Origin of the sequence: Streptomyces tremellae (assembly GCF_039540215.1) — a bacterium.
Taxonomy (GTDB): domain Bacteria; phylum Actinomycetota; class Actinomycetes; order Streptomycetales; family Streptomycetaceae; genus Streptomyces; species Streptomyces tremellae.
Genome location: NZ_BAABEP010000022.1, coordinates 55,510 through 75,259, shown reverse-complemented (window position 1 = coordinate 75,259; position 19,750 = coordinate 55,510). Strand labels below are relative to the sequence as shown.

The 19,750-nt window shown below is 75.9% G+C and carries 15 protein-coding genes and 2 pseudogenes; 10 read left to right on the top strand and 7 right to left on the bottom strand.

Annotated features, from left to right (window positions below; genetic code table 11):
* Nucleotides 1–51 precede the first annotated feature (51 nt).
* Nucleotides 52–1,323 (bottom strand): NAD(P)/FAD-dependent oxidoreductase, encoded by a 1,272-nt coding sequence (locus ABEA77_RS17180; protein WP_345647804.1) that lies wholly within the window; start codon nt 1,321–1,323, stop codon nt 52–54.
* Between the two features lie 291 nt (nt 1,324–1,614).
* Entirely contained in the window at nt 1,615–3,018 is a 1,404-nt protein-coding gene (locus ABEA77_RS17175; RefSeq protein ID WP_345647801.1) for a deoxyguanosinetriphosphate triphosphohydrolase, read from the bottom strand.
* Between the two features lie 778 nt (nt 3,019–3,796).
* Here ABEA77_RS17175 and ABEA77_RS17170 point away from each other — a divergent pair.
* Nucleotides 3,797–4,615 (top strand): hypothetical protein, encoded by an 819-nt coding sequence (locus ABEA77_RS17170; protein WP_345647798.1) that lies wholly within the window; start codon nt 3,797–3,799, stop codon nt 4,613–4,615.
* Between the two features lie 234 nt (nt 4,616–4,849).
* Nucleotides 4,850–5,533, top strand: a pseudogene (locus ABEA77_RS17165) (class F sortase); the annotation flags it as partial.
* Between the two features lie 125 nt (nt 5,534–5,658).
* Here the strand turns inward: ABEA77_RS17165 and ABEA77_RS17160 are convergent.
* Entirely contained in the window at nt 5,659–6,102 is a 444-nt protein-coding gene (locus ABEA77_RS17160) for a MarR family winged helix-turn-helix transcriptional regulator (RefSeq protein WP_345647796.1), read from the bottom strand.
* A 166-nt stretch (nt 6,103–6,268) separates the two neighbouring features.
* Here ABEA77_RS17160 and ABEA77_RS17155 point away from each other — a divergent pair, with 166 nt between their 5' ends.
* The 6 genes from ABEA77_RS17155 to ABEA77_RS17130 all read left to right on the top strand — a co-directional run bounded on the left by ABEA77_RS17155 (nt 6,269) and on the right by ABEA77_RS17130 (nt 13,081).
* Nucleotides 6,269–7,114 (top strand): CoA transferase subunit A, encoded by an 846-nt coding sequence (locus ABEA77_RS17155; protein ID WP_345647793.1) that lies wholly within the window; start codon nt 6,269–6,271, stop codon nt 7,112–7,114.
* Nucleotides 7,111–7,917: a CoA-transferase subunit beta gene (locus ABEA77_RS17150; protein WP_345647792.1), complete on the top strand. Its 807-nt coding sequence runs from the start codon at nt 7,111–7,113 to the stop codon at nt 7,915–7,917. The genes ABEA77_RS17155 and ABEA77_RS17150 overlap by 4 nt, the downstream gene beginning before the upstream one ends.
* The gene (pcaH, locus tag ABEA77_RS17145) at nt 7,914–8,693 is read left to right on the top strand and encodes a protocatechuate 3,4-dioxygenase subunit beta (protein ID WP_345647791.1); all 780 of its coding nucleotides are present in this window, start codon (nt 7,914–7,916) and stop codon (nt 8,691–8,693) included. Before ABEA77_RS17150 ends, pcaH begins: the two co-directional genes overlap by 4 nt.
* Complete coding sequence (locus ABEA77_RS17140) at nt 8,693–9,280, top strand: peptidase associated/transthyretin-like domain-containing protein (RefSeq protein WP_345647789.1); 588 nt, start codon at nt 8,693–8,695, stop codon at nt 9,278–9,280. Before pcaH ends, ABEA77_RS17140 begins: the two co-directional genes overlap by 1 nt.
* Nucleotides 9,267–10,544, top strand: coding sequence for a 3-carboxy-cis,cis-muconate cycloisomerase (pcaB, locus tag ABEA77_RS17135; RefSeq protein WP_345647787.1), 1,278 nt, complete (start codon nt 9,267–9,269; stop codon nt 10,542–10,544). The genes ABEA77_RS17140 and pcaB overlap by 14 nt, the downstream gene beginning before the upstream one ends.
* 236 nt (nt 10,545–10,780) lie before the next feature.
* On the top strand, nt 10,781–13,081 hold the full coding sequence (locus tag ABEA77_RS17130; protein ID WP_345647784.1) for an eCIS core domain-containing protein: 2,301 nt from the start codon (nt 10,781–10,783) through the stop codon (nt 13,079–13,081).
* 42 nt (nt 13,082–13,123) lie between these two features.
* Here the strand turns inward: ABEA77_RS17130 and ABEA77_RS17125 are convergent.
* Nucleotides 13,124–13,498, bottom strand: a pseudogene (locus ABEA77_RS17125) (GNAT family N-acetyltransferase); the annotation flags it as partial.
* A gap of 307 nt (nt 13,499–13,805) precedes the next feature.
* Here ABEA77_RS17125 and ABEA77_RS17120 point away from each other — a divergent pair.
* Entirely contained in the window at nt 13,806–14,345 is a 540-nt protein-coding gene (locus ABEA77_RS17120) for an RICIN domain-containing protein (protein ID WP_345647781.1), read from the top strand.
* Between the two features lie 9 nt (nt 14,346–14,354).
* On the opposite strand, the gene ABEA77_RS17115 is transcribed toward ABEA77_RS17120, so the two are convergent.
* On the bottom strand, nt 14,355–15,314 hold the full coding sequence (locus ABEA77_RS17115; RefSeq protein WP_345647779.1) for a DUF6924 domain-containing protein: 960 nt from the start codon (nt 15,312–15,314) through the stop codon (nt 14,355–14,357).
* Nucleotides 15,315–15,492: 178 nt separating this feature from the next.
* Here ABEA77_RS17115 and ABEA77_RS17110 point away from each other — a divergent pair, with 178 nt between their 5' ends.
* Nucleotides 15,493–16,740, top strand: a complete 1,248-nt coding sequence (locus ABEA77_RS17110; protein ID WP_345647776.1) for an ROK family protein — start codon at nt 15,493–15,495, stop codon at nt 16,738–16,740.
* Between the two features lie 108 nt (nt 16,741–16,848).
* Here the strand turns inward: ABEA77_RS17110 and ABEA77_RS17105 are convergent, their stop codons facing one another.
* Nucleotides 16,849–18,300 carry a sugar porter family MFS transporter gene (locus ABEA77_RS17105; RefSeq protein ID WP_345647773.1) on the bottom strand — a complete coding sequence of 484 codons (1,452 nt, stop codon included), beginning with the start codon at nt 18,298–18,300 and terminating at the stop codon, nt 16,849–16,851.
* Between the two features lie 67 nt (nt 18,301–18,367).
* Nucleotides 18,368–19,420, bottom strand: coding sequence for a Gfo/Idh/MocA family protein (locus tag ABEA77_RS17100; protein WP_345647770.1), 1,053 nt, complete (start codon nt 19,418–19,420; stop codon nt 18,368–18,370).
* Nucleotides 19,421–19,750 lie beyond the last annotated feature (330 nt).

The following is a 19,750-nucleotide window of genomic DNA, read 5'->3' as shown; positions in this document are numbered from 1 at the left end:
TCTACGGGGACGGCGGAGCACTCCCGTGACCCAGTGGACGGGCTCCGGCCGTCAGCGCCCGATCCCGCCGAGCGGCGCGGACGGATCGGCGAGGGCGTCGCGGTCCACGGCGGCGCCCGAGCGCACCAGGCGCTGGATGTCCTCCGTCACGTCCCAGACGTTGACGTTCATGCCGGCGAGCACCCTGCCCCCGCCCAGCCAGAACGCGATGAACTCCCGCTTGCCCGCGTCGCCGCGCACGACCACCTCGTCGTACGTGCCGGGCGGGGCCCAGCCCGAGTACTCGAGGCCGAGGTCGTACTGGTCGGAGAAGAAGTACGGGACGCGGTCGTACGCCACGTCCTGCCCGAGCATCGCGCGCGCCGCGACCGGGCCCGCGTTCAGCGCGTTGGCCCAGTGCTCGACGCGGATCCTGCGGCCGCCGGCCGCGCCCCATCCGCAGGGCACGGAGGCCACGTCGCCCGCCGCGTAGACGTCCGGGTCCGAGGTGCGCAGGCCCGCGTCCACCGCGATGCCGCCGCCCTCCGCACGGTCCGCGAGCGCGAGGCCGGCGGCCTCGGCGAGGCCGACGCGGGGCGCCGCGCCGATCGCCGCGAGCACGTCGTGCGCCGGGTGCTCCTCGCCGTCGTCCGTACGGGCCGAGAGGACGACCCCGTCCTGGCCGACGATCTCCGTGAGCCGGGCGCCGAAGTGGAAGCGGACGCCGTGCTCGGCGTGCAGGTCCGTGAACAGCTGCCCGAGCTCGGGGCCGATGACCCGGTGCAGCGGGGTGGTCTCCGCCTCGACGACGGTGACCTCGGCGCCGTACGTGCGGGCGGCTGCGGCGACTTCGAGGCCGATCCACCCGCCGCCCGCGATGACGATGTGGCCGTTGTCACGGCCGAGGGAGGTGAGCACCTGGCGCAGCCGCTCCGCGTGCGCGAGGCGGCGCAGGTGGTGCACGCCGGCCAGGCCGGTGCCCGGGACGTCGAGCCTGCGCGGCTCGGCGCCGGTGGCGAGGAGCAGCTTGTCGTACTGGACGGAGCTGCCGTCGCCGAGGCGCACGGAGTGGCCCTCGCAGTCGAGGGCGGTGACGGTCTGGCCGAGGTGCAACTCGACCTCGTGCTGCGCGTACCAGGCGGCCTCGTGCACGAACACACTGGCGCGCTCGTCCTTGCCCGCGAGGAAGCCCTTGGAGAGCGGCGGCCGTTCGTAGGGGTGGTCTCGCTCGTCGCCGATCAGGATCACTCGGCCGGTGAACCCCTCCGCGCGGAGCGTCTCCGCCGCTTTCGCCGCGGCGAGACCGCCACCGACGATGACGAAGGTGCGATGTGCGTCGACCACTTGATGCCTCCTCGTAGTGCTGCCGCCACCTGCGAGCGTCCCGCACGGAGCGTGATGGCGGAAGAGGGGGGGTGCTCCACGGGGATGTCTTCTCGCCCCGGTCCCGGCGGTTCGCGCCCGGGGCTGGGACTCGCGCGCGGTCGCGTCACGGGCGGGGGCCGTACGCGGCCGTGCGGTGTGCCGCCGCCGATCTTGCCGCATCGCGGGGAAGCCGCGGGCACGGGGCCACCCGGTGTCGGGCCGTGCGGTGCCGGCGGGCGGTTCCCGGGGGCGCGTGGGCGGCGGGGGTCCTCAGGGGCTTTCCCGGGGGGCTCGCGTCACGCGGGCGTGCAGCGCGCGGGCGGCGGCGTCGGTGAGGGAGGCGATCTGGTCCACGAGGACGCGGGTGCGGGCCCGGTCGTCCCCTGCTGCCTCGAACAGGGCGCGGAACTGCGGCGTCAGGCCGTACGGCGCGCGGGCGGCCAGCGCGTGCCCCAGTTCGGCGAGCACCACGCGCTGGTCGGCGCGGATCGCCTCCTGGTCGGCGCGCCGCATGACGTACAGGTCGGCGACCGCCTTGAGCACCGCGCATTCGAGCCTGGCCGCGCGGGGCACGGCCAGGCGGGCGCCGTACCGGGTCAGCGGGCCCGTGCCGTACGCGGCCCGGGTCGCGGTCTCCGCGGCCAGGCAGAACCTGCCGATGAGCTGGCTGGTGGCGTCCTTGACCCGGCCCTGCGCGACGGCCGTGCCGTCGTAGGCGTGCGGCCACCACTCCTCGGCCGTCAGCCGGTCGAGCGCTTCGGCGAGTTCCTCAGGGGCGGTGCCCGGTCCGGTGTAACGCCCCAGCGCCACGGCCCAGATGGCCTCACGCTCGGTGGGCGAGGCGAGGGCCGCGGGCTCGACGTACCCGGCGTACAGGCCGTCCTCGAAGTCGTGGACGGAGTACGCCACGTCGTCGGCCCAGTCCATGACCTGCGCCTCGAAGCAGGTGCGGCCGGGCGGGGCGCCCTCGCGCAGCCAGGTGAAGACCGGCAGGTCGTCCTCGTACACACCGAACTTGACGCGGCCCGCGGAGCCCGCGGCCGCCGCCTCGGGGGCGGCGCGCGGCCAGGGGTACTTGGTGGCGGCGTCCAGGGCGGCCCTGGTGAGGTTGAGTCCGACCCCCGCGCCCGGCGTGCCGTCCGCGGCGGGCGCGAAGCGCTTCGGCTCGATACGGGTGAGGAGGCGCAGCGACTGGGCGTTGCCCTCGAAGCCGCCGCAGTCCGCGGCGAACTCGTCCAGTACGCGCTCGCCGTTGTGGCCGAACGGCGGGTGTCCCATGTCGTGCGAGAGGCAGGCCGCCTCGACCAGGTCGGGGTCGCAGCCGAGGGCCGCGCCGAGCTCCCGGCCGACCTGGGCGCATTCGAGCGAGTGGGTGAGCCGGGTGCGGGGGCTCGCGTCCCACTCCTCGCCCGGCGCGCCGGGCGTGACGACCTGGGTCTTGCCCGCGAGCCTGCGCAGCGCGGAGGAGTGCAGGACGCGGGCGCGGTCGCGCTGGAAGGCCGTGCGGCCGGGCCGCTTGTCGGGCTCGGCGACCCAGCGGGCGGTGGCGGCGTCGTCGTAGTGGTCGGCGGTGTCGTGGCTCTCGGCCGGGTCGTGGCTCCCGACGGTCTCGTGGCCGCGGGTGCCGGCTGCGGGCACGGGCCGGGGCGTGCGGGGTCCTGAGGTGCCTGCCATGGCTCCGACCGTAACCGGCCCGGCGGGGCGCGGGGCGCGCGGGCCGGGGGCGCGCGGGCGGAGTGCGGTGCGGGAGCGGCGCCGCGCGTGCGGCGGCGGGGGCACGGGGCGGAGCCGCGGGGCGCTGGGCGCGTGCGTTCGTGCGTTCGTGCGTTCGTGCGTTCGTGCGGCGAGGGACGGGCGGGCACGGCTGCGCTGCGGGGGTGTGTCCCCGGGCGAACCGCGCGGGTGCCCGCGGCGTCCAGGAGGGCGGGGGCCTGCGGCGGGCGGCGGTCGCGGTACGGGGCGCTGCGGACACGGCGCGAGCGGCGGCGGCTCGCGCAGGCGGTGCTGGCGCTGTGCGCGCCGGCGCTCGCGCCCGCCGCCTGGCCGCGCCTGCCGGCGGACGGCCGGGTGCGCCCTGCGGCCGACGCACCCGACGCGGTGCGCGCCTTCGCGGCGCTGTCGGCGGTGGTCAGCACCGTGAGAAACGGGCTCTCCTGGTCGGACACGGCACACCCCTCTTGTCGTACGGGTTGTCGCACGGGCCATCTGCTCCCGGTACGGGCCCCGGCGTCGCGCCGTCCAGGACGGCAGCGGCGGGCGCGGGCACATCACTCGTTCGGCGCGAGCGGGCACGGTCGCGGCCCGCGGCCCGGAGGCCCGTGCTGAACTGCGGCGATGCCGCGCGTCCCGGGCCGTGGGGCGCCGCGGGCCGGGGCGCTCGGCAGGCGGGCGGGCACCCGCGCGCCTTACCTCTTGGAGAGGAGAGACACGCCGCCCCTTCCCGGAGGACAGCATGCCCACCACCGCCCGCACCGCCCGACGGACGACCGGCGTCGCGCTGGCGGCGGCGTCACTCGGACTGGCCGCCGCGGGCGCCTCCCCCGCGCTCGCGGAGCAGGCCGGGGCGCTGGAGCCGAGCCCCGCCGCCGCTGCCCCTGGCGCCGCGGCCACCGTGCGCACCACCGCCTGCGGCACTGGCGGCGGCACAGCAGACGCGAGCGGACCCGGCGGCGGCACGGGGGCGTCCACCGCGCGCGCCCGGGATGCCGTGGGGCGGCCCTACGCACCGGGCGGCGCCGCGCCCGGCACGTACACCGTCGATCTGAGCTGCGACAACAGGAAGCAGACCACGGGCGGCCACACGGCGGAGGGCGCGGGCGGCGCCCTGCCGGGCGGTCCGCCGGCCGACGCAGGCGGGCCGGCGGACCCCGGGGCGAGCGAGCAGCCCGCACCGGACCAGACGGGCCGGCCGCCGCAGCCGGACCAGGCGGGTCAGCCGCCCGCGCCTGACCACGCGGGCGAGCCGCCGCGGCCGGAGCAGCCGGGAGAGGCGGAGCAGCCAGGCGGCGGCGTCCCCGACGCGCACCGGCCCCCGGAGGACCCCGGGTATCAGGACGGGTCCGGGCTGCCGGACGGCCACGACCGCCCGGAGGGGCCCGACGCCCCCGTGGGGCCCTCTGCCCCCATACCGCACGGCCATCTGGACACCGGGGCAGGCGGCAGCGTCCATGCCGATGTCCCCGAGGTCGCGGCGGGGGCGGCCGTTCTGGCCGGTTCCGCCGTGGGCGGGGTATGGCTCCTGCGTCGCCGGGCGAGCGGCACGCGGAGCTGACGGGCCGCGGTTCCCACCCGCGCGGCGCCCGCACCCGCCCCCTGTCCCCGCCCCCGTCACGCTTCAGCTGACGCGGGCGGGGACCTCTCGCCCCGCCCCGCCGGTCCTGAAGGCGGGCGGAGCAGTACAGAACCCGCCGGTCCTGAACCCGGGCGGTACGGGCCCCGGTCCGGGGCCTCGGGGCCCCGGGGCCGGATTCCGCCGACGCCCGCGAGAGAGGTCGAGGTCCACCGCATGAGCGCCAACGGCGTCAGAGGCACCGCCTGGGGGCTGGCCGCGGCGGCCTGCGTCGGCATCTGGCTCGTACAGACGGGGCTGCGGCCCGTGACCCCGCCCGCGCCGACCGCCGCGCAGGCCTTCGCGGGCCCGGCCGCGCCCGGCGGCGCGGACCGGGACACGGACGCGGGCCGGGACACGGACCACCACGGCACGAGGCCGTCCGCCGGGGCGCGGCCGGGCCGGGCGCCGCTGCCCGCGTCGCGCCCGCTGCGCCTGCGCATCCCCCGCATCGGGGTGGACGCGCCCCTGCGGGGGCTCGCCCTGACCAGGGACGGCAGGCTCGCCGCGCCGCCCGCAGCGGACGGCGCCCTCGCCGGCTGGTACGCACGCGGCACGGTGCCCGGCGCGACGGGCACCGCCATCGTCGCGGGCCATGTCGACACGGCACGCGGCCCCGCCGTCTTCTACCGCCTCGGCACGCTCCGCAAGGGCGACAGGATCGAGGTCGCACGGCAGGACGGGCGCACGGCGGTGTTCGGCGTGGACGCCGTGGAGGTCTACCGGAACGACGCCTTCCCCGACCGCCGGGTCTACGGCGCCGCCGAACGCCCCGAACTCCGCCTCATCACCTGCGGCGGCGCCTTCTCCCCCGCCTCCGGCTACCAGGGCAACGTCGTCGCCTACGCCCACCTCACCGGCGCCCTGGAGTCCCCCGCCGGCCCCGCAGGCCGGGAGCGCCCCGGTCCCGGCGCGCACGCAGGGGGCGCGGCGGCCGCCGGCCCCGGCGCGCCCTCACCTACGCGGACACGCACCGCCCGAGGACGTCACCGCTGATCGCGGATTCTCTCCGCCGCCTCGGCGACCCGGCCGATCAGCCGCAGCAGCGTCTCCCGCTCGTGCTCGTCGAGCGGCGCGAGGAAGACCCGGTTCATCGCCTCGGTCCGCGCCACGAGCCTGCGGTGCACCCTCGCCCCCTCGGCCGTCGCCCGCAGCACGTTGCGCCGGCCGTCCAGGGGGTCGCGCACCCGCTCGACCAGGCCCCGCCTGGCGAGCCGCGCGACGACGTCCGCCACCGTCGACCGGTCGAGGCGCACCTCCTCGCCCAGCGTGCGCTGGTCGATGTCCGGCTTCTCGGTCAGCGCGTTCAGGACGGCGAACTGGGGCGAGGTGGTCTCCTCAGAGACCAGCGTCGACCAGAGCAGCGTGTGCGCCTGCTGGAGCCTGCGCGCCAGATGCCCCGGGTGCGTGTTCAGATCGACCGCTGCCATGCGCACGCTCCCTGTGGTGTCCCGCGCGTGATTGCTCCGTGTACTGAGCTATTGACGACCATCTAACTGCCTGCAAGTGTACGGGTTCAGCAGGAAACCATCAGTACACGGAGCAATCAGCACGGAGCGTTCTCCCGCTCCGGTGAGCCGAGGAGAGAGGGCCCGGATGGCTGGGACACGCAGCCTGCACGACGCCGTGGCGGACCTCGTCCACGACGGGGACACCGTCGCGCTCGAAGGATTCACCCATCTGATCCCGTTCGCCGCCGCGCACGAGATCATCCGCCAGGGCATCACCGACCTGACGCTCGCCCGTATGACCCCCGACGTCATCTACGACCAGCTCATCGGCGCGGGCCTGGTCCGCAAGCTGGTCTTCTCGTGGGGCGGCAACCCGGGCGTCGGCTCCCTGCACCGGTTCAGGGACGCGGTGGAGAACGGCTGGCCGCGCCCGCTCGAACTCGACGAGCACAGCCACGCGGGGATGGCCAACCGCTATGTCGCCGGCGCCTCCGGGCTGCCGTTCGCCACGCTGCGCGGCTACCGCGGCTCCGACCTCGCCACCCGCACGGACACCGTCGCGACGGTCACCTGCCCCTTCACCGGCGAGGAGCTCGCGGCCGTCCGCGCGCTCAACCCGGACGTCGCCGTCATCCACGCGCAGCGCGCGGACCGCGCGGGCAACGTGCAGATGTGGGGCCTGACGGGCGTGCAGAAGGAGGCGGTGCTCGCCGCGAAGCGCTCCCTCGTCACGGTCGAGGAGGTCGTGGACGAGCTGGAGCCGCGGCCAGGGGCCGTGGTGCTGCCGCACTGGGTCGTCGACGCGGTCAGCGTCGTGCCCGGCGGCGCGCACCCCTCGTACGCGACGGGCTACTCGGAGCGCGACAACGCCTTCTACCGGGCGTGGGACCCGATCGCCCGCGACCGCGAGGCGTTCACGAAGTGGCTGGACACCGAGGTCAGGGGCGTGGAAGGCGCCCGCGGCGGCGAGGCGGAGGCGACGGCGCGATGAGCGGGACCACCACCCGGGAAGCGGCAGCGGGCGAGGACCCCGCGGCCTTCACGAGCGACGAGCTGATGGAGGTCAACGCGGCCCGCGCGCTGGCCGGTTCACGCACCTGCTTCGTCGGCATCGGGCTGCCGTCCACCGCCGCGAACCTCGCGCGCGCCACCCATGTCCCCGACCTCGTCCTGATCTACGAGTCGGGCACCGTCGGCTCGCGGCCCACCAGGCTCCCGCTCTCCATCGGCGACGGCGAGCTCGCGGACACCGCGGACGCGGTCGTCGCGGTACCGGAGATGTTCAACTACTGGCTCCAGGGCGGCCGGATCGACGTGGGCTTCCTCGGCGCCGCCCAGGTCGACCGGTTCGCCAACGTCAACACGACGGTGATCTCGCGTGGCGCGGGCCGGCCGGAGGCCCGGCTGCCCGGCGCGGGCGGCGCCCCGGAGATCGCCGCGAACTGCCGGAAGGTGCTGCTGGTGCTGCGCCACTCCCGGCGCGGCTTCGTCGACTCGCTCGACTTCGTCACCACGATGGGGCACGGCTCCGGCCCCGGTGACCGCGCCAGGTACGGGATGCGGGGCGCGGGCCCCGTCGCCGTCATCACCGACCTCGGCGTCCTGCGGCCCGACCCGGAAACGGCGGAGCTCGTCCTCACCGAAACCCACCCGGGCGTGTCGGTCGAGCAGGTCAGGGCCGCGACCGGCTGGGACCTCAGGGTCGCTGACGAGGTCGGGCGCACCGCGCCGCCCACGCGGCGGGAACTGGCGGCGCTGCGCGCGCTGAAGACGGCGGGGAGGAGCGCGTCGTGACCACTCAGGACGAGATCACCGCGGAGATACGCGCCGCGCGCGACGCGTACGCGAAACAGCGCGCGGACGGCGCGCCGGCCGCCCACCACCCGTCCCGCGCGTACGCCCCGTACCGCAGCTCGGTGCTGCGGCACCCGAAGCAGCCGCCGGTCGCCGTGCGGGCCGGGGAGAACGGCGGCGATCCGGAGGCGGTCGAGCTCTCCGGGCCGGTGTTCGGCGCCACCGACGTCACGGCCCTCGACTCCGACCTGACGAGGCAGCACCGGGGCGAGCCGCTCGGCGAGCGCATCACCGTCACCGGGCGCCTGCTCGACCGGGAGGGGCGGCCGGTGCGCGGCCAGCTGGTCGAGGTGTGGCAGGCGAACGCGTCGGGCCGGTACGCGCACCAGCGCGACGACCACCCGGCGCCGCTCGACCCGAACTTCACCGGCGTGGGGCGGACCCTGACCGGCGACGACGGCTCGTACACCTTCACCACGGTGAAGCCGGGCGCCTATCCGTGGCGCAACCACGACAACGCGTGGCGGCCCGCGCACATCCACTTCTCGGTGTTCGGACAGGCGTTCACACAGCGCCTGGTGACGCAGATGTACTTCCCAGGGGATCCGCTGTTCCCCTACGACCCGATCCTGCAGTCCGTGACGGACGACGCGGCACGCGAGCGCCTGGTCGCCCGCTACGACCACGCGCTGTCGCGGCCCGAGTGGTCGCTCGGCTACCGCTGGGACATCGTGCTCGACGGGCCGTCCGCCACCTGGATCGAGGAGGGCCGCTGATGCCGGAGCCGACCACCGCGGGCGGGCCGCCGCCGACGCCCTCGCAGACCGTGGGTCCGTTCTACGGCTACGCGCTGCCGTTCCCCGGCGGCGGCGACATCGCACCGGCCGGCCACCCGGACGCCGTCACCGTGCACGGGTACGTGTACGACGGCGACGGCGCGCCCGTGCCCGACGCGCTGCTGGAGTTCTGGCAGGGCGGGCCCGGCACGGGGCTGCCGGGGTCGATCCGGCGCGACGCCGTGACCGGCGGGTACCTGGGCCGCAACGGTGTGGACTTCACCGGCTTCGGCCGCGTCCCCACCGACGCCGACGGGCACTACGCGGTCCGCACGCTGCCGCCGGCCACGCCCGCGGCGCTGCCGTATCTGAGCGTGTGCGTCTTCGCCCGCGGCCTCACCCACCACCTGTACACCCGCGCCTACCTCGTACAGGACGGTACGGACGCGCTGCTCGACGGGCTCGACCCGGCGCGGCGTGCGACGCTGAGGGCGCTGCCGGAGCCCGGCCCCGCGCGGCACGGGACCCACCGCTTCGACATCCGCCTGCAGGGAGAAGGGGAGACGGTCTTCCTTGAGTTCACCTGAGCGCTCCGGCAGCGGCGACCCCGGGCTGTGCGGCCTGCTGTCGCCTGCGGCCACGGGCACGGCGGCCGAGGCGGCCACCGGCGACGCGGCGCTGCTGCGCGCCCTGGTCGCCGCTGAGGCCGCGCTCGCCCGCGCGCCGGGCGCGCCGGACGCGGCAGCCGAGGCGATCGCCGCGTGCGCGGACCGGCTCGACGCGCGGGAGCTCGCCCTGGCCGCGCGCGCGGGCGGCAACCCGGTGATCCCGCTGGCCGAGGCCGTGCGCGCGGAGGTCGGCGCCGCGTGGGCGCGGTACGTACACCGGGGCGCGACCAGCCAGGACATCCTGGACTCCGCGCTGATGCTGCTCGCCGAGGACACCCGGCGGCTGGTGCTCGCGGACCTCGGTCGCACGGCGGAGGCGCTCGCCCGGCTCGCCGCCAAGCACCGGGACACGGTGACCGCGGGCCGCACCCTCACCCAGCAGGCCGTCCCGACCACCTTCGGCCTCAGGGCGGCGGGCTGGCGCTCCCTCGCCCTGGACGCGCGCGACCGCCTCGCCGCGGTGGTGCTGCCCGCCCAGCTGGGCGGCGCCGCGGGGACGCTCGCGGCCCTCGGCGGTGACGCCGCGCTCGCGCACGTCGCCGCTTACGCCCGCGAACTCGGCCTGGCGGAACCCGCGTTGCCCTGGCACACGCTGCGCACGCCGGTCGCGGACCTGGGCGCGGCACTCGCCTTCTGCTGCGCCGCGCTCGGCAAGGCGGCCGTGGACGTGCTGACGCTGTCGCGCACCGAGGTCGGTGAGGTCGCCGAGGGCGGGGGCGGCGGGTCGTCCGCCATGCCGCACAAGGCGAACCCGGTGCGCGCGACCCTGGTCGCCGCGGCGGCCCGGCAGGCGCCCGCGCAGCTCTCCGTCCTGCTCGGCGCGGTCCCGGCGGAGGACGAACGGCCCGCGGGCGCTTGGCACGCCGAGTGGGCGCCGCTGCGCGAACTGCTGCGCCTGGCCGGGGGCGCGGCCACGCACGCCGCCGAACTGGCCGAAGGCCTGCGGGTGTTCCCCGGCCGGATGGCCCACAACCTCACGCTCACCGGCGGGTTGGTCGTCAGCGAGCGCCTCTCCGCCGAGCTGGGCGCGGCGGAGGCGAAGAAGCTCATCGAGCGCGCCGCCGCGGCGGACGTCCCCTTCGCCGAGGCCGCACGGGACGCGGGCCACGCCGCCCTGCTCGACCCCGCAGGGTGGACGGGCGCGGCGGGCGCCCTGGTGGACCGGGCGCTGGAGCGGCGGTAGGCGGGGCCGTGCGGGTTCCCTGACCGGTGCCCACCGTCGCGGTCGGCGGCCGGAGAGTGCAGCGCCGCTGCCCTCCCGGGCAGACCTCGGCGCGGGGCCGTTGCACGGCGCACGCGTCACCGCTGGTGGGCCGCGTCCGGCCGGTTGGCGGGCGCCGCCGGCCCGGCGGGCGGGGTTACGGCACCGGCGCCCGCGGGCCTACGTTCGGTCCTGGTGCTCTCAGCCAAGGGGTGTCGATGCGATCGTACGAGGGAAGGCACCGGCAGCGCTCCCCCGCGCCCGGCCGCCGGGAGGGGGCCGAACACTCGGCCTCGCCGGGCGAGTTGGCGCGGCTCCAGGCGAGCGTCGGCAACCAGGCGGTGCTGCGGATGATGCGCCGCATCGATGATGGCGACGGGCCGGCCCCCGCCTGGGCCGCGGAGCGCGCGGGCGCCGGAGCAGGGCAGGACGGCTCCTCCGGCTTCTCCGGCGCGGAGCCCTCCCCCGACCTCCTCGGCGCGGAGCCCGCCCCCGGACTCTCCGATGTCGAGGCGGGGCTGCGCGCCCCCGGCCGGCCGCTCGACCGGGCGACCCTGGCGCGCAAGGAGGAGCAGTTCAGGGCCGACCTTTCCGGTGTGCGGATGCACACGGGCCCCGCGGCGCGGCAGGCGGCCGCGGCCGTCCGTGCCCGCGCGTTCACGGTCGACCAGGACATCGTGATCGGCGAGGGCGGCACCGGCGCCGAGACGCTGGACCACGAACTCACCCACGCCGTACGCAACCTGCAGCAGGCGCCGACCGGGCACCCGACCGGTGGCGGGTTCGCCATGACGCACCCCGGCGACCGCGAGGAACGCGAGGCGGAGGCGAACGCCGCGCGGATGCGCGCGGGCGGCCCCAGTTCGGTCCTCGGCGCCGACGCCGCGTCGGGTCCCGGCCGCGGGAGCCGCGGGACCACCCTCGCGACGGCAGTCCAGCGCACGGGGCGGACGGCCGTCCAGCGCGCCGGGGAGACCGACACCGCGGAGCAGCACGCGGGCGGGACGGCCGGGGCCCCGGGAGCCGCGGAGTCCGCGGAGATCATCGACCGCCTCAGCCGGTCCATCGAGCAGAACACCCTCCAGGCGAAGGCCCAGCGGAACATCTTCGCGCCCGGCACATGGGTGCCCGAGCAGTGGATGGGCGCGGGCCCCGCACGGCTGCGGAAGACGCTGGACAGGCGGGTGATGCGGGGCGAGACGTTCAGCGCGCAGGACCTGGAGGACATCAAGCGGCTCTCCGCGACCGATCCGGAGTGGCTGCGGGCGGTGCAGATCGGCACGTACGAGGAGGCCGAGACGTACATCGAGGGGCCGTTCAAGGACTGGCTGAGGCTGTCCTCGGGCAAGCGCGTGCTCATCGCCACGCTGGCCATCGACAAGCGGCCCGACCTGGTCGCGAAGAAGGCCGCCACCCCCACGGACCCCGCCTACACTCTCGGCCGGTTCATGCGCACCCAGGCGCCCGGCACCGATGCGGAGCTGAAGGAGAGCCTGGAGCAGGAGCGCGACCGGCAGATCCGCGACACCGCCGTCGACACGCTCGACCCGCAGGGCCTCGCGGCCGACCGCCGCCACCCGGACGAGATCCCGGCGCCGGGCACGTCGACGGGGAAGGGCAAGGGGAAGGCCACAGCGCCCGACTGGGCGGAGCAGGACGCCCAGGGACGCGAGTTGCTCACCAGGATCCTGCTCCTCCTGCGCAACGGGCTCGAACTCTACGACCCGGAGCGCAAGAGTCACGCGCCGGACTACCGGCGGGACGTGATCCGCGCGCTGGCCCACGGCGGCCGCGTGAACGTCCGCGTCCCCGCGCTGGATCCGAAGGACAAGGACGCCTACTGGCTGCCGCACTTCCTGGGCGTGACGCGGGACGCCACCCGGGACAAGCCCGCCGCAGGGATCTCCGAGCGCCCCTTCGCCACCCACCGCACCTCCATCGGCCCCAACAAGGGCGGCCGGCCGGGCACGTTCAAGGAGAAGGGCGGCCTCGCGGCGTCCCTCACGAACAAGGTCTCCATCGGCGCCGCCAGCCCGAAGCTGTGGGGCAAGGACATCTCGGGCGGCGGATTCGGCTCCAAGGACTGGAACGGCGACATGGTCCTGCCGAACGGCTCGTACGGCCATGTCCTCCTCGTCTACCACCGCCCGACCGAGGACAAGGACGGCTCGCTCCAGATCGGCATCGAGACCATCGCCCCGCACGCGGAGAGCCCGGTCGGCTACACGCACGACTTCCGCTCCACCGAGGCCACCTCGAACCCCGAGTCGATCCTGCACGGGCACAAGAGGGACAAGGTCGGAGCCGGCGGCCTCAGCAAGAACGAACGCCTCGTCGACCTGCGGCGGATGGGCCAGGACCGCCCAGGCGGCTGGCGCGGCTTCCTCCAGGAGATCCAGGACGAGTGGGACAGGAGGCTGGCGGCGGCGGAGGACCCCGGGGAACGCCGCGCGCTCTACGAGGAGTTGGTCGGTCCGCGCGAGCAGCCGCCGTCGGGCGCGCCACCCCTCGCGGAGTAGGCCGCGCCGCCCCTCGCGGAGTAGGCCGCGCCACCCCGGCGGCTACCGCATCGAGAGGTACAGGCGCTCTCCCGTCGGGCGGTAGCCGAGGCGTTCGTAGACGCGGCGGGAGCCGTCGCCGGAGTATTCGAGCCACACCGAACCGGCGCCCGCGGCGAACATCGCCCGGGTGAGGGAGGCGACGACCGCGGCGGCGACGCCCCGGCCCCGGTGGGCGGGGCGGGTGCCGACGCCGGTGAGTTCCGAGGTGCCGACCGCGGGCGGCGAACAGGAGCCGCCGCCCGCGCAGCCGCCGTCCCGGGTACGGACCAGGCGGACCGCGCCGCCGCGCTCCTGGGTGCGCCGCAGCCGGGCCGCGCCCTGCGGGGACGCGGCCGACTGCTCGCCGAACGCCTCGCACAGGGCGGCAGGGAAAGCAGTGCGGCGACCGGCGCATCGTGCCACGCGTCCTCCAGCGGGCACAAGGCGTTTCCCCGGCGGCGCGGGCCCGCTCCCCGCACGGGGCGCTGTCGCGCGGGACACGCGGCGGCGCACGCGGTCGCGCGCGCGTGACCACGGCGCACGGAACGCGCCGTGGTCACGCTTTAGGGGCATGTACGGGCGTGCGGCGCGCCAGGACGATGAAGCCGGTGGCCGACGGACGCCGTCCGAAGGCCGCCCTCCGGCGCCGGCCGACCGCCGGAACCGGAGACGTCCGCAGCACGAGCAGAAGGAAGTGTGTCCGATGACCGTGGGCTCCTCGCGGAAGACGATCCTGTGCGGCGCGTTGGCGACCGCCCTGTCGGGCCTCCTCCTCGGCGGCACGGCCGGGGCGGCCCCGGCCCCGGTCCCGTCAGAGGCCGTGGTGATCACGAACTACGCCCACAGCAACTACCTGATCCCCGACAACGGAAGCGGGCAGCCCGGCACCTATCTGCAGGTGTACTACCGGGCCGACCACCCCTTCAAGCGCACCTTCACCTTCGAGCACGTCAACGGCCAGGCCGACGTCTACAAGTGGAGGATGGCCGACTCCGGCGCCTGTGCCGAGAGCAGCGGGCAGACCGGCACGTGGGTCGACGTGCGCACCTGCACCTCCAACAAGAACCAGTGGTGGGAGGTGCGGCGCGTCGGGGGCACCAGCCGGTGGGTGCTCGTCCCGTTCCTCAACGAGGGCGTGGCGGTGACGGGGACCTTCGGCGACGACAATGTCGCCCCCCTGCGGGAACTTCCCTCCCCGCGCGATGCCACGGCGGCCCAGCAGTGGTTCCTCGCCCCCCAGTGAGGCGGCCGGTCAGAGCCAGAAGTCCGCCGGGTCGCCGGTGGCGACGAAGTCGCTGAAGTCCATGTTGCTGATGCCGAGGTTGCACGCCATACCGGCGGCCACGCGGCGGGGGACGACGGTGGACAGGCCGGGGGTGTCGAAGGGGTCGACGGCGACCAGGGGCCCGCCGGGCTCCGCGAACGTCCCGGCGTCGGCGAGGAGGACGAGGCAGGTGCTCTCCACCTCCTCGCAGGTCCCCGGCTCCAGGGGCGGGAGCGCCGCGGGGACCTGGCCCGGGCAGAGGCCCTCGAACCGGCGGTCGTCGACGCTCAGGGCGTACAGCGGGAAGTCGTCCATGTCGTCCGTCTCCCATTCGAGGCCGACACCGACCCTGCCCTCGCCGTCCGCGCCGCCGAACTCGGCGAGCAGGGCGCGCCAGCCGTCCTCGTCGTCGAAGCACGTGCGGACCAGAAGGGTCTCCTCGCCCACGGGCAGCAGGGGGAAGGCGCGGGGTGCCGCAGCCGTCGGGGTGGGGAACGCGGGCCGCCCGCCGTCCCCTTCGTACCTGCCGTACATGTCCATGCCGCGCACCAGGTCGTCGAAGTCGAGCGTGCCGTCCAGCAGGCCCGCGAGGACCTCGCCCAGCCGGTCACCCGGCACCCGGACCCCGCGCCCCGGCGCCTTGCGCAGGTCCACGACGAGCGGCTCGCCCCCGTACAGCGCGGGGATGTCGGCGAGGACGGCGGCCGGCGGCACGGCCCCGCCTGCCGGGAGGAGCGCCGGTATGTTCCCCGCGGACAGCCTCTCCCACGCGGGGTGCTCGACCGTGCGGAGCCGCACCCCGGCCGCTGTGAGGGTGAGCACGCCGTCCTCGTCCCGTACTCCGACCGCGTCGAGTTGCTCACCCCAGCGGGCCTCGCCCGCCTCGTAGCAGGCGCAGACCCACGGGATCTCACCGGGCGAGAGCTGCGGGATTGCGGGCAGGGCCATGTGTCTGTCCTCCACGTCCTCGGGACACGTCTGCCGGACCACCGGGCAGTCGCCTGGGGATCCGGGGAAAAGCTAGCCCTGCCCTCTGACAGTCGCCCCAGCCAGGTGCCGCGACGGCCGCTGCCCGGGGTGTGCGCGGCGGGCGTTCGCGCGCGGCGCGCTGTGTAGGCTGAGGTGCGTGCAGACGTCGCCAGGGCCCGTGGAGGGGGACATGACCCCCGCCGCGCGGGCGGCCCGCGGCCCGGGCGGGCGCTCCCCCGTCGGCCCCTGGGTCACCGCGAGCGAGGCCAACCGGGCACGGGTGCTCCAACTGCTGTACGACATGGGTCCGCTGTCGCGCGCCGACCTGGCCAAGCTCATCGGAGTGACGAGGACCACCGTGGGCTCGGTCGTCCAGCCCCTGATCGACGGGGGCGTCCTGGTCGAGGGCGAGCCGCGGCCGAGCGGCGCGGTGGGCGGCAAGCCCGCGCGGCCACTGTGGTTCTCCCGCGACGGGCAGCCCATCGGGGCGGTGCACCTGATGCCGGGGCGGGTGGCGGCGGCGGCCGTCAGCCCGGTCGGCGAGGTGCTCGCGACGGCGGGCGGGACGTTCAGGGCCGACGCGCCCGACGGGTCGGCCGCCGTCGACCTGGTGGTGGAGTGCCTGCGCCGGGTGCTGCCCGCGGACGGGCGCCGCGCGCTCGGCGTCGGGGTGGCCGTGGGCGGCATGGTCGACACGGACACCGGCACGATCGTCGAGGTGAGCCTCGCGCCGGCGCTGTCCGGGCTGCCGCTCGCGCCGCTCGTGTCACGGCGGTTGGGGCTCGACGTGCACATCGACCACCATCCGCGGGCGCAGGCGCTCGGCGACCGGTGGTTCGGCCAGGCACGCGGGGTGCGCTCGTTCGCCTCGCTCTACCTCGCGGACGTGCTGGGCGTGGGCCTGGTGCTGGACGGCGCGGTGCAGCGCGGCAGGGCGGGTGCCGGCGGCGAGATCGGGCACAGTGTCGTCGAGCTGGACGGCGGCGAGGTGTGCAACTGTGGCCGCAGGGGCTGCTGGGAGACCGTCGCGACGGTCGGGTGGCTGCGCGGGGAGGCGCGGCGGCTGCGGCTGCCGGGGGCCGGGGGGCTGACTCCCGGGCGGCTCGCGGAGCGCGCCGCGGACGATCCGGCCGCCGCGGAACTGCTCGACCGCTACGCGCGCAACATCGCGGTGGGGATCGTCAACCTCCAGCACACCCTGGCGCCCGGCCTCTTCCTGTTGCACGGGGACGTGGTCGCGGGCGGCGAGGTGCTGCGGGCCGCGATCGAGGCCCATGTCGCCGGGTGGGTGCTGCCGCAGCCCGGCGGGCCCCCGGAGATCGTGCTGGCCGAGGACCGCGACCATGCCACGCTGCTGGGCGCCGCGGGCATCGTCCTGTCGCAGTCGCTTGCCCGCATCCGCTGACCGGCCCGTGCCCGCCCGGCGGCCCGGCCCGTGTGCCGGTGCCGCAAGGGCGCGCCACGGGCGTACCGACGCGGCGCGGGCGCCGGTGGCGTACGGGCCGCCGCACGCTCACCCCGTACGGCCCGGCGCGGGGGACGCGCCGGCTGCACCGGGTGAAGGCGACGGCCAGCGGCCGCCGTTGTCCCAGTAGCCGCGGATCTCCTCCAGCGAGCGGCCCTTCGTCTCGGGGGCCGTGCGGTACAGGAAGACGAGGGCGAGCAGGGACAGCACACCGAACGCGCCGAAGCCCACCGAGCCGCCGAGGTCGGCGAGGACGCCGGGGAAGGCGAAGGTCGCGATGAGGTTGGCGGCGAAGTCCGCGAGCAGCAGGGCGGCGGCGCCGACGCTGCGCAGCCGCGCGGGGAACGCTTCGCCGGTGTACACCCAGATCAGCGAGCCGATGCCGAAGTAGAAGCCGAGGTAGAAGACGCCGATGCCGGCGACCGCGGCGTACCCGGCGCCCGGTGTGATGGTGTGCCGCGCGAAGACCAGGGCCATCACCAGGTGTCCTACGACCATGGCGACCGTGCCGATCAGCAGCGGCGGGCGCCTGCCCCACCGGTCCACCACCAGCATGGACAGCACCACCCCGACGGCGGCGACGAGTTGGACCAGGGCGGAGAGCAGGATGGACTCGGACGCGTCGGCGATACCCGCCTTGTCGAAGATCAGCGGGCTGTAGTACAGGATCGTGTTGGTGCCGGTGATCTGCACGAAGAAGCCGAAGGCGATGACGAAGAACGTCGCGCGCGCGTAGCGGCGGGTGAAGATCTCCCGGAAGGTGCCCTGTTCGCCCTGGGCCAGGTCGGCCCTGATCGCGGTGAGCCGCGCCTCCGTGTCGCCGCCCGGCTCCACCCGCCGCAGGGTGGCGCGCGCCTCCTCGTAGCGTTCCCGCATCGCGTACCAGCGCGGGGAGTCGGGGAAGCGCAGCAGCACCAGGAAGACCACGGCCGCGGGGACCGCTGAGATCCCGAGCAGCGCCTCCCACGAGCCGCCGCCCGACAGGCCCCAGGCGACGACGAGCGAGATGATCACCCCGGCGCAGGTGAAGAACTGGTAGGCCGTGCCCAGCCTGCCGCGGTTGTGCTCCGAGGCGAACTCGGAGATGAAGACCGGGGCCGCGACGGTCGAGAGGCCGATCGTGACGCCGAGCAGCAGCCGTACGCCGGTCAGCCACCACACGCCGAGCGGCGCCGCGCTCAGCGCCGCGAACGCCGCGAAGCCGGCCGCGACGAGCAGCATCGTCCGCTTCCTGCCGAGCCGGTTGGCGGCGCGCGGGCCGAGCGCCGCGCCCACCAGGCTGCCGAAGACCACGATGGAGGTGATGACGGACACCCACAGGGTGCTCAGGCCGTAGTCCTTCTTCAGGAAGACCAGGGCGCCGCTGATGGAGCCGGAGTCGTAGCCGTAGATCAGGCCGAGCGCGGCCGCGACGGAGGCGACCCTCGGGCCGAGCGGCCTGGGGCCGCCCGCGGGCGGTGCGGCGGGCCGGGCCGTGCCTGCGGCGGCGGATCGGGACAACGTGCGCTGGCGGCCGTGGGACGGGGCGGGCGCCCCGCGGTGTGGTGCCCCGTCCCCCCGGCCGGGTTCAGGCGCGGGCCGCGGGGCCCACGGGCACGCGCCGGCCGCTCTCCAGCGACGTGTGGATCGCCACGACGACGTCGGTGACGGCCGCCCCCTCGTCAAGGCCCGGCGAGACCTGCTCGCCGCGTTCGAGCCGGGTGACGAACTCCTGCACCATCCAGGTGGGCGGGCCCTGGAGGCGGCCGCCGATCTCGCGGCCGAGCAGCCCGGGACGGCTCAGGCCGTCGGGGCCCGCCTCCTGGACGCTCTGCTCCTGGAGGTCGAAGGAGAGCGCGGCGCGCTCGCCGACGACCTGGTACCGGAAGTCGACCACCGACGGCAGGGAGTCGGGCAGCACCCAGGTCGAGGTGAGGTTGGCCGTGGTGCCGTCGTCGAAGGTGAGCAGGGCGTGCACGACGTCCCAGGTGTCGACGGAGCGGGCGGCCAGCACGCCGCGGGAGCCGTGCGCGTCGACCGCCGTGACGGCGCGTCCGCTCACCCAGGCCGCCGCGTCCACGGTGTGGCTCATGAGGAACCAGGCGGGGGACGACTTCGCCGCCCAGCCGATCATCGTGGTCGGTACGTAGTAGGTGTTGCTGAGCAGGATGTTCTGCGTCAGCACCCGGCCGAGCGCGCCCGCGGCCGAGCGGTCGCGCAGCTGCGCGACCGCCGGGTTCCACCGGTTCTCGAAGCCGACCATGCACTGCACGCCCGCGGCGCGCACGGCCGCCGCGATCGCGTCCGCGTCCTCCCGCGTCGTGGCGAGCGGCTTCTCCACCAGCAGGTGGCAGCCCGCGCCCGCCGCGTCGACCGCGGCCTCCCGGTGGGCGAAGTCGGGCGTCGCCACGATCACCGCGTCGAGCTGCTGCTCGGCGAGCATCCGCCGGTGGTCCGTGTACGCGGTCAGGCCGAAGCCGTCTGCGACCTTGCGGGCCACCGGCTCGGCCAGGTCGCACACCGCACGGACCTCGGCTCCCAGAAGGCCGCGCAGGGACTGCGCGTACATGGAGCCGCGGATGCCGCCGCCGATGATGCCGATTCTCTGCACACCCACCTCCCACTCAGGTATGTCCAGCATCCGCACTAACCACGTGCCACGTCAACCCCCCATGTCTCCCTGGCCTTTCCTCCGGTGGCGGACACACACCGGAAGGCGGGCACCGCAAACGGCGACCAACACACCGGAGACGGGCACCACAAACAGCGACCAACACACCGGAGACGGGCACCGCAAGCGGCACCCGCCTCCGGGCACAACCGGTACCGCCGTGCCGCGCCGGTGAGGGGTGGCGCGGGCCCGCGGCTCCGGCGGCTTCCCACCCGTGCGGCGGCCGGGTGTACGGCCGCCGCACGGTGCACGGCCTGCCGTACGGGCCCGGGGTCGGGGTGCCCGTACGGCCCGCCCGCG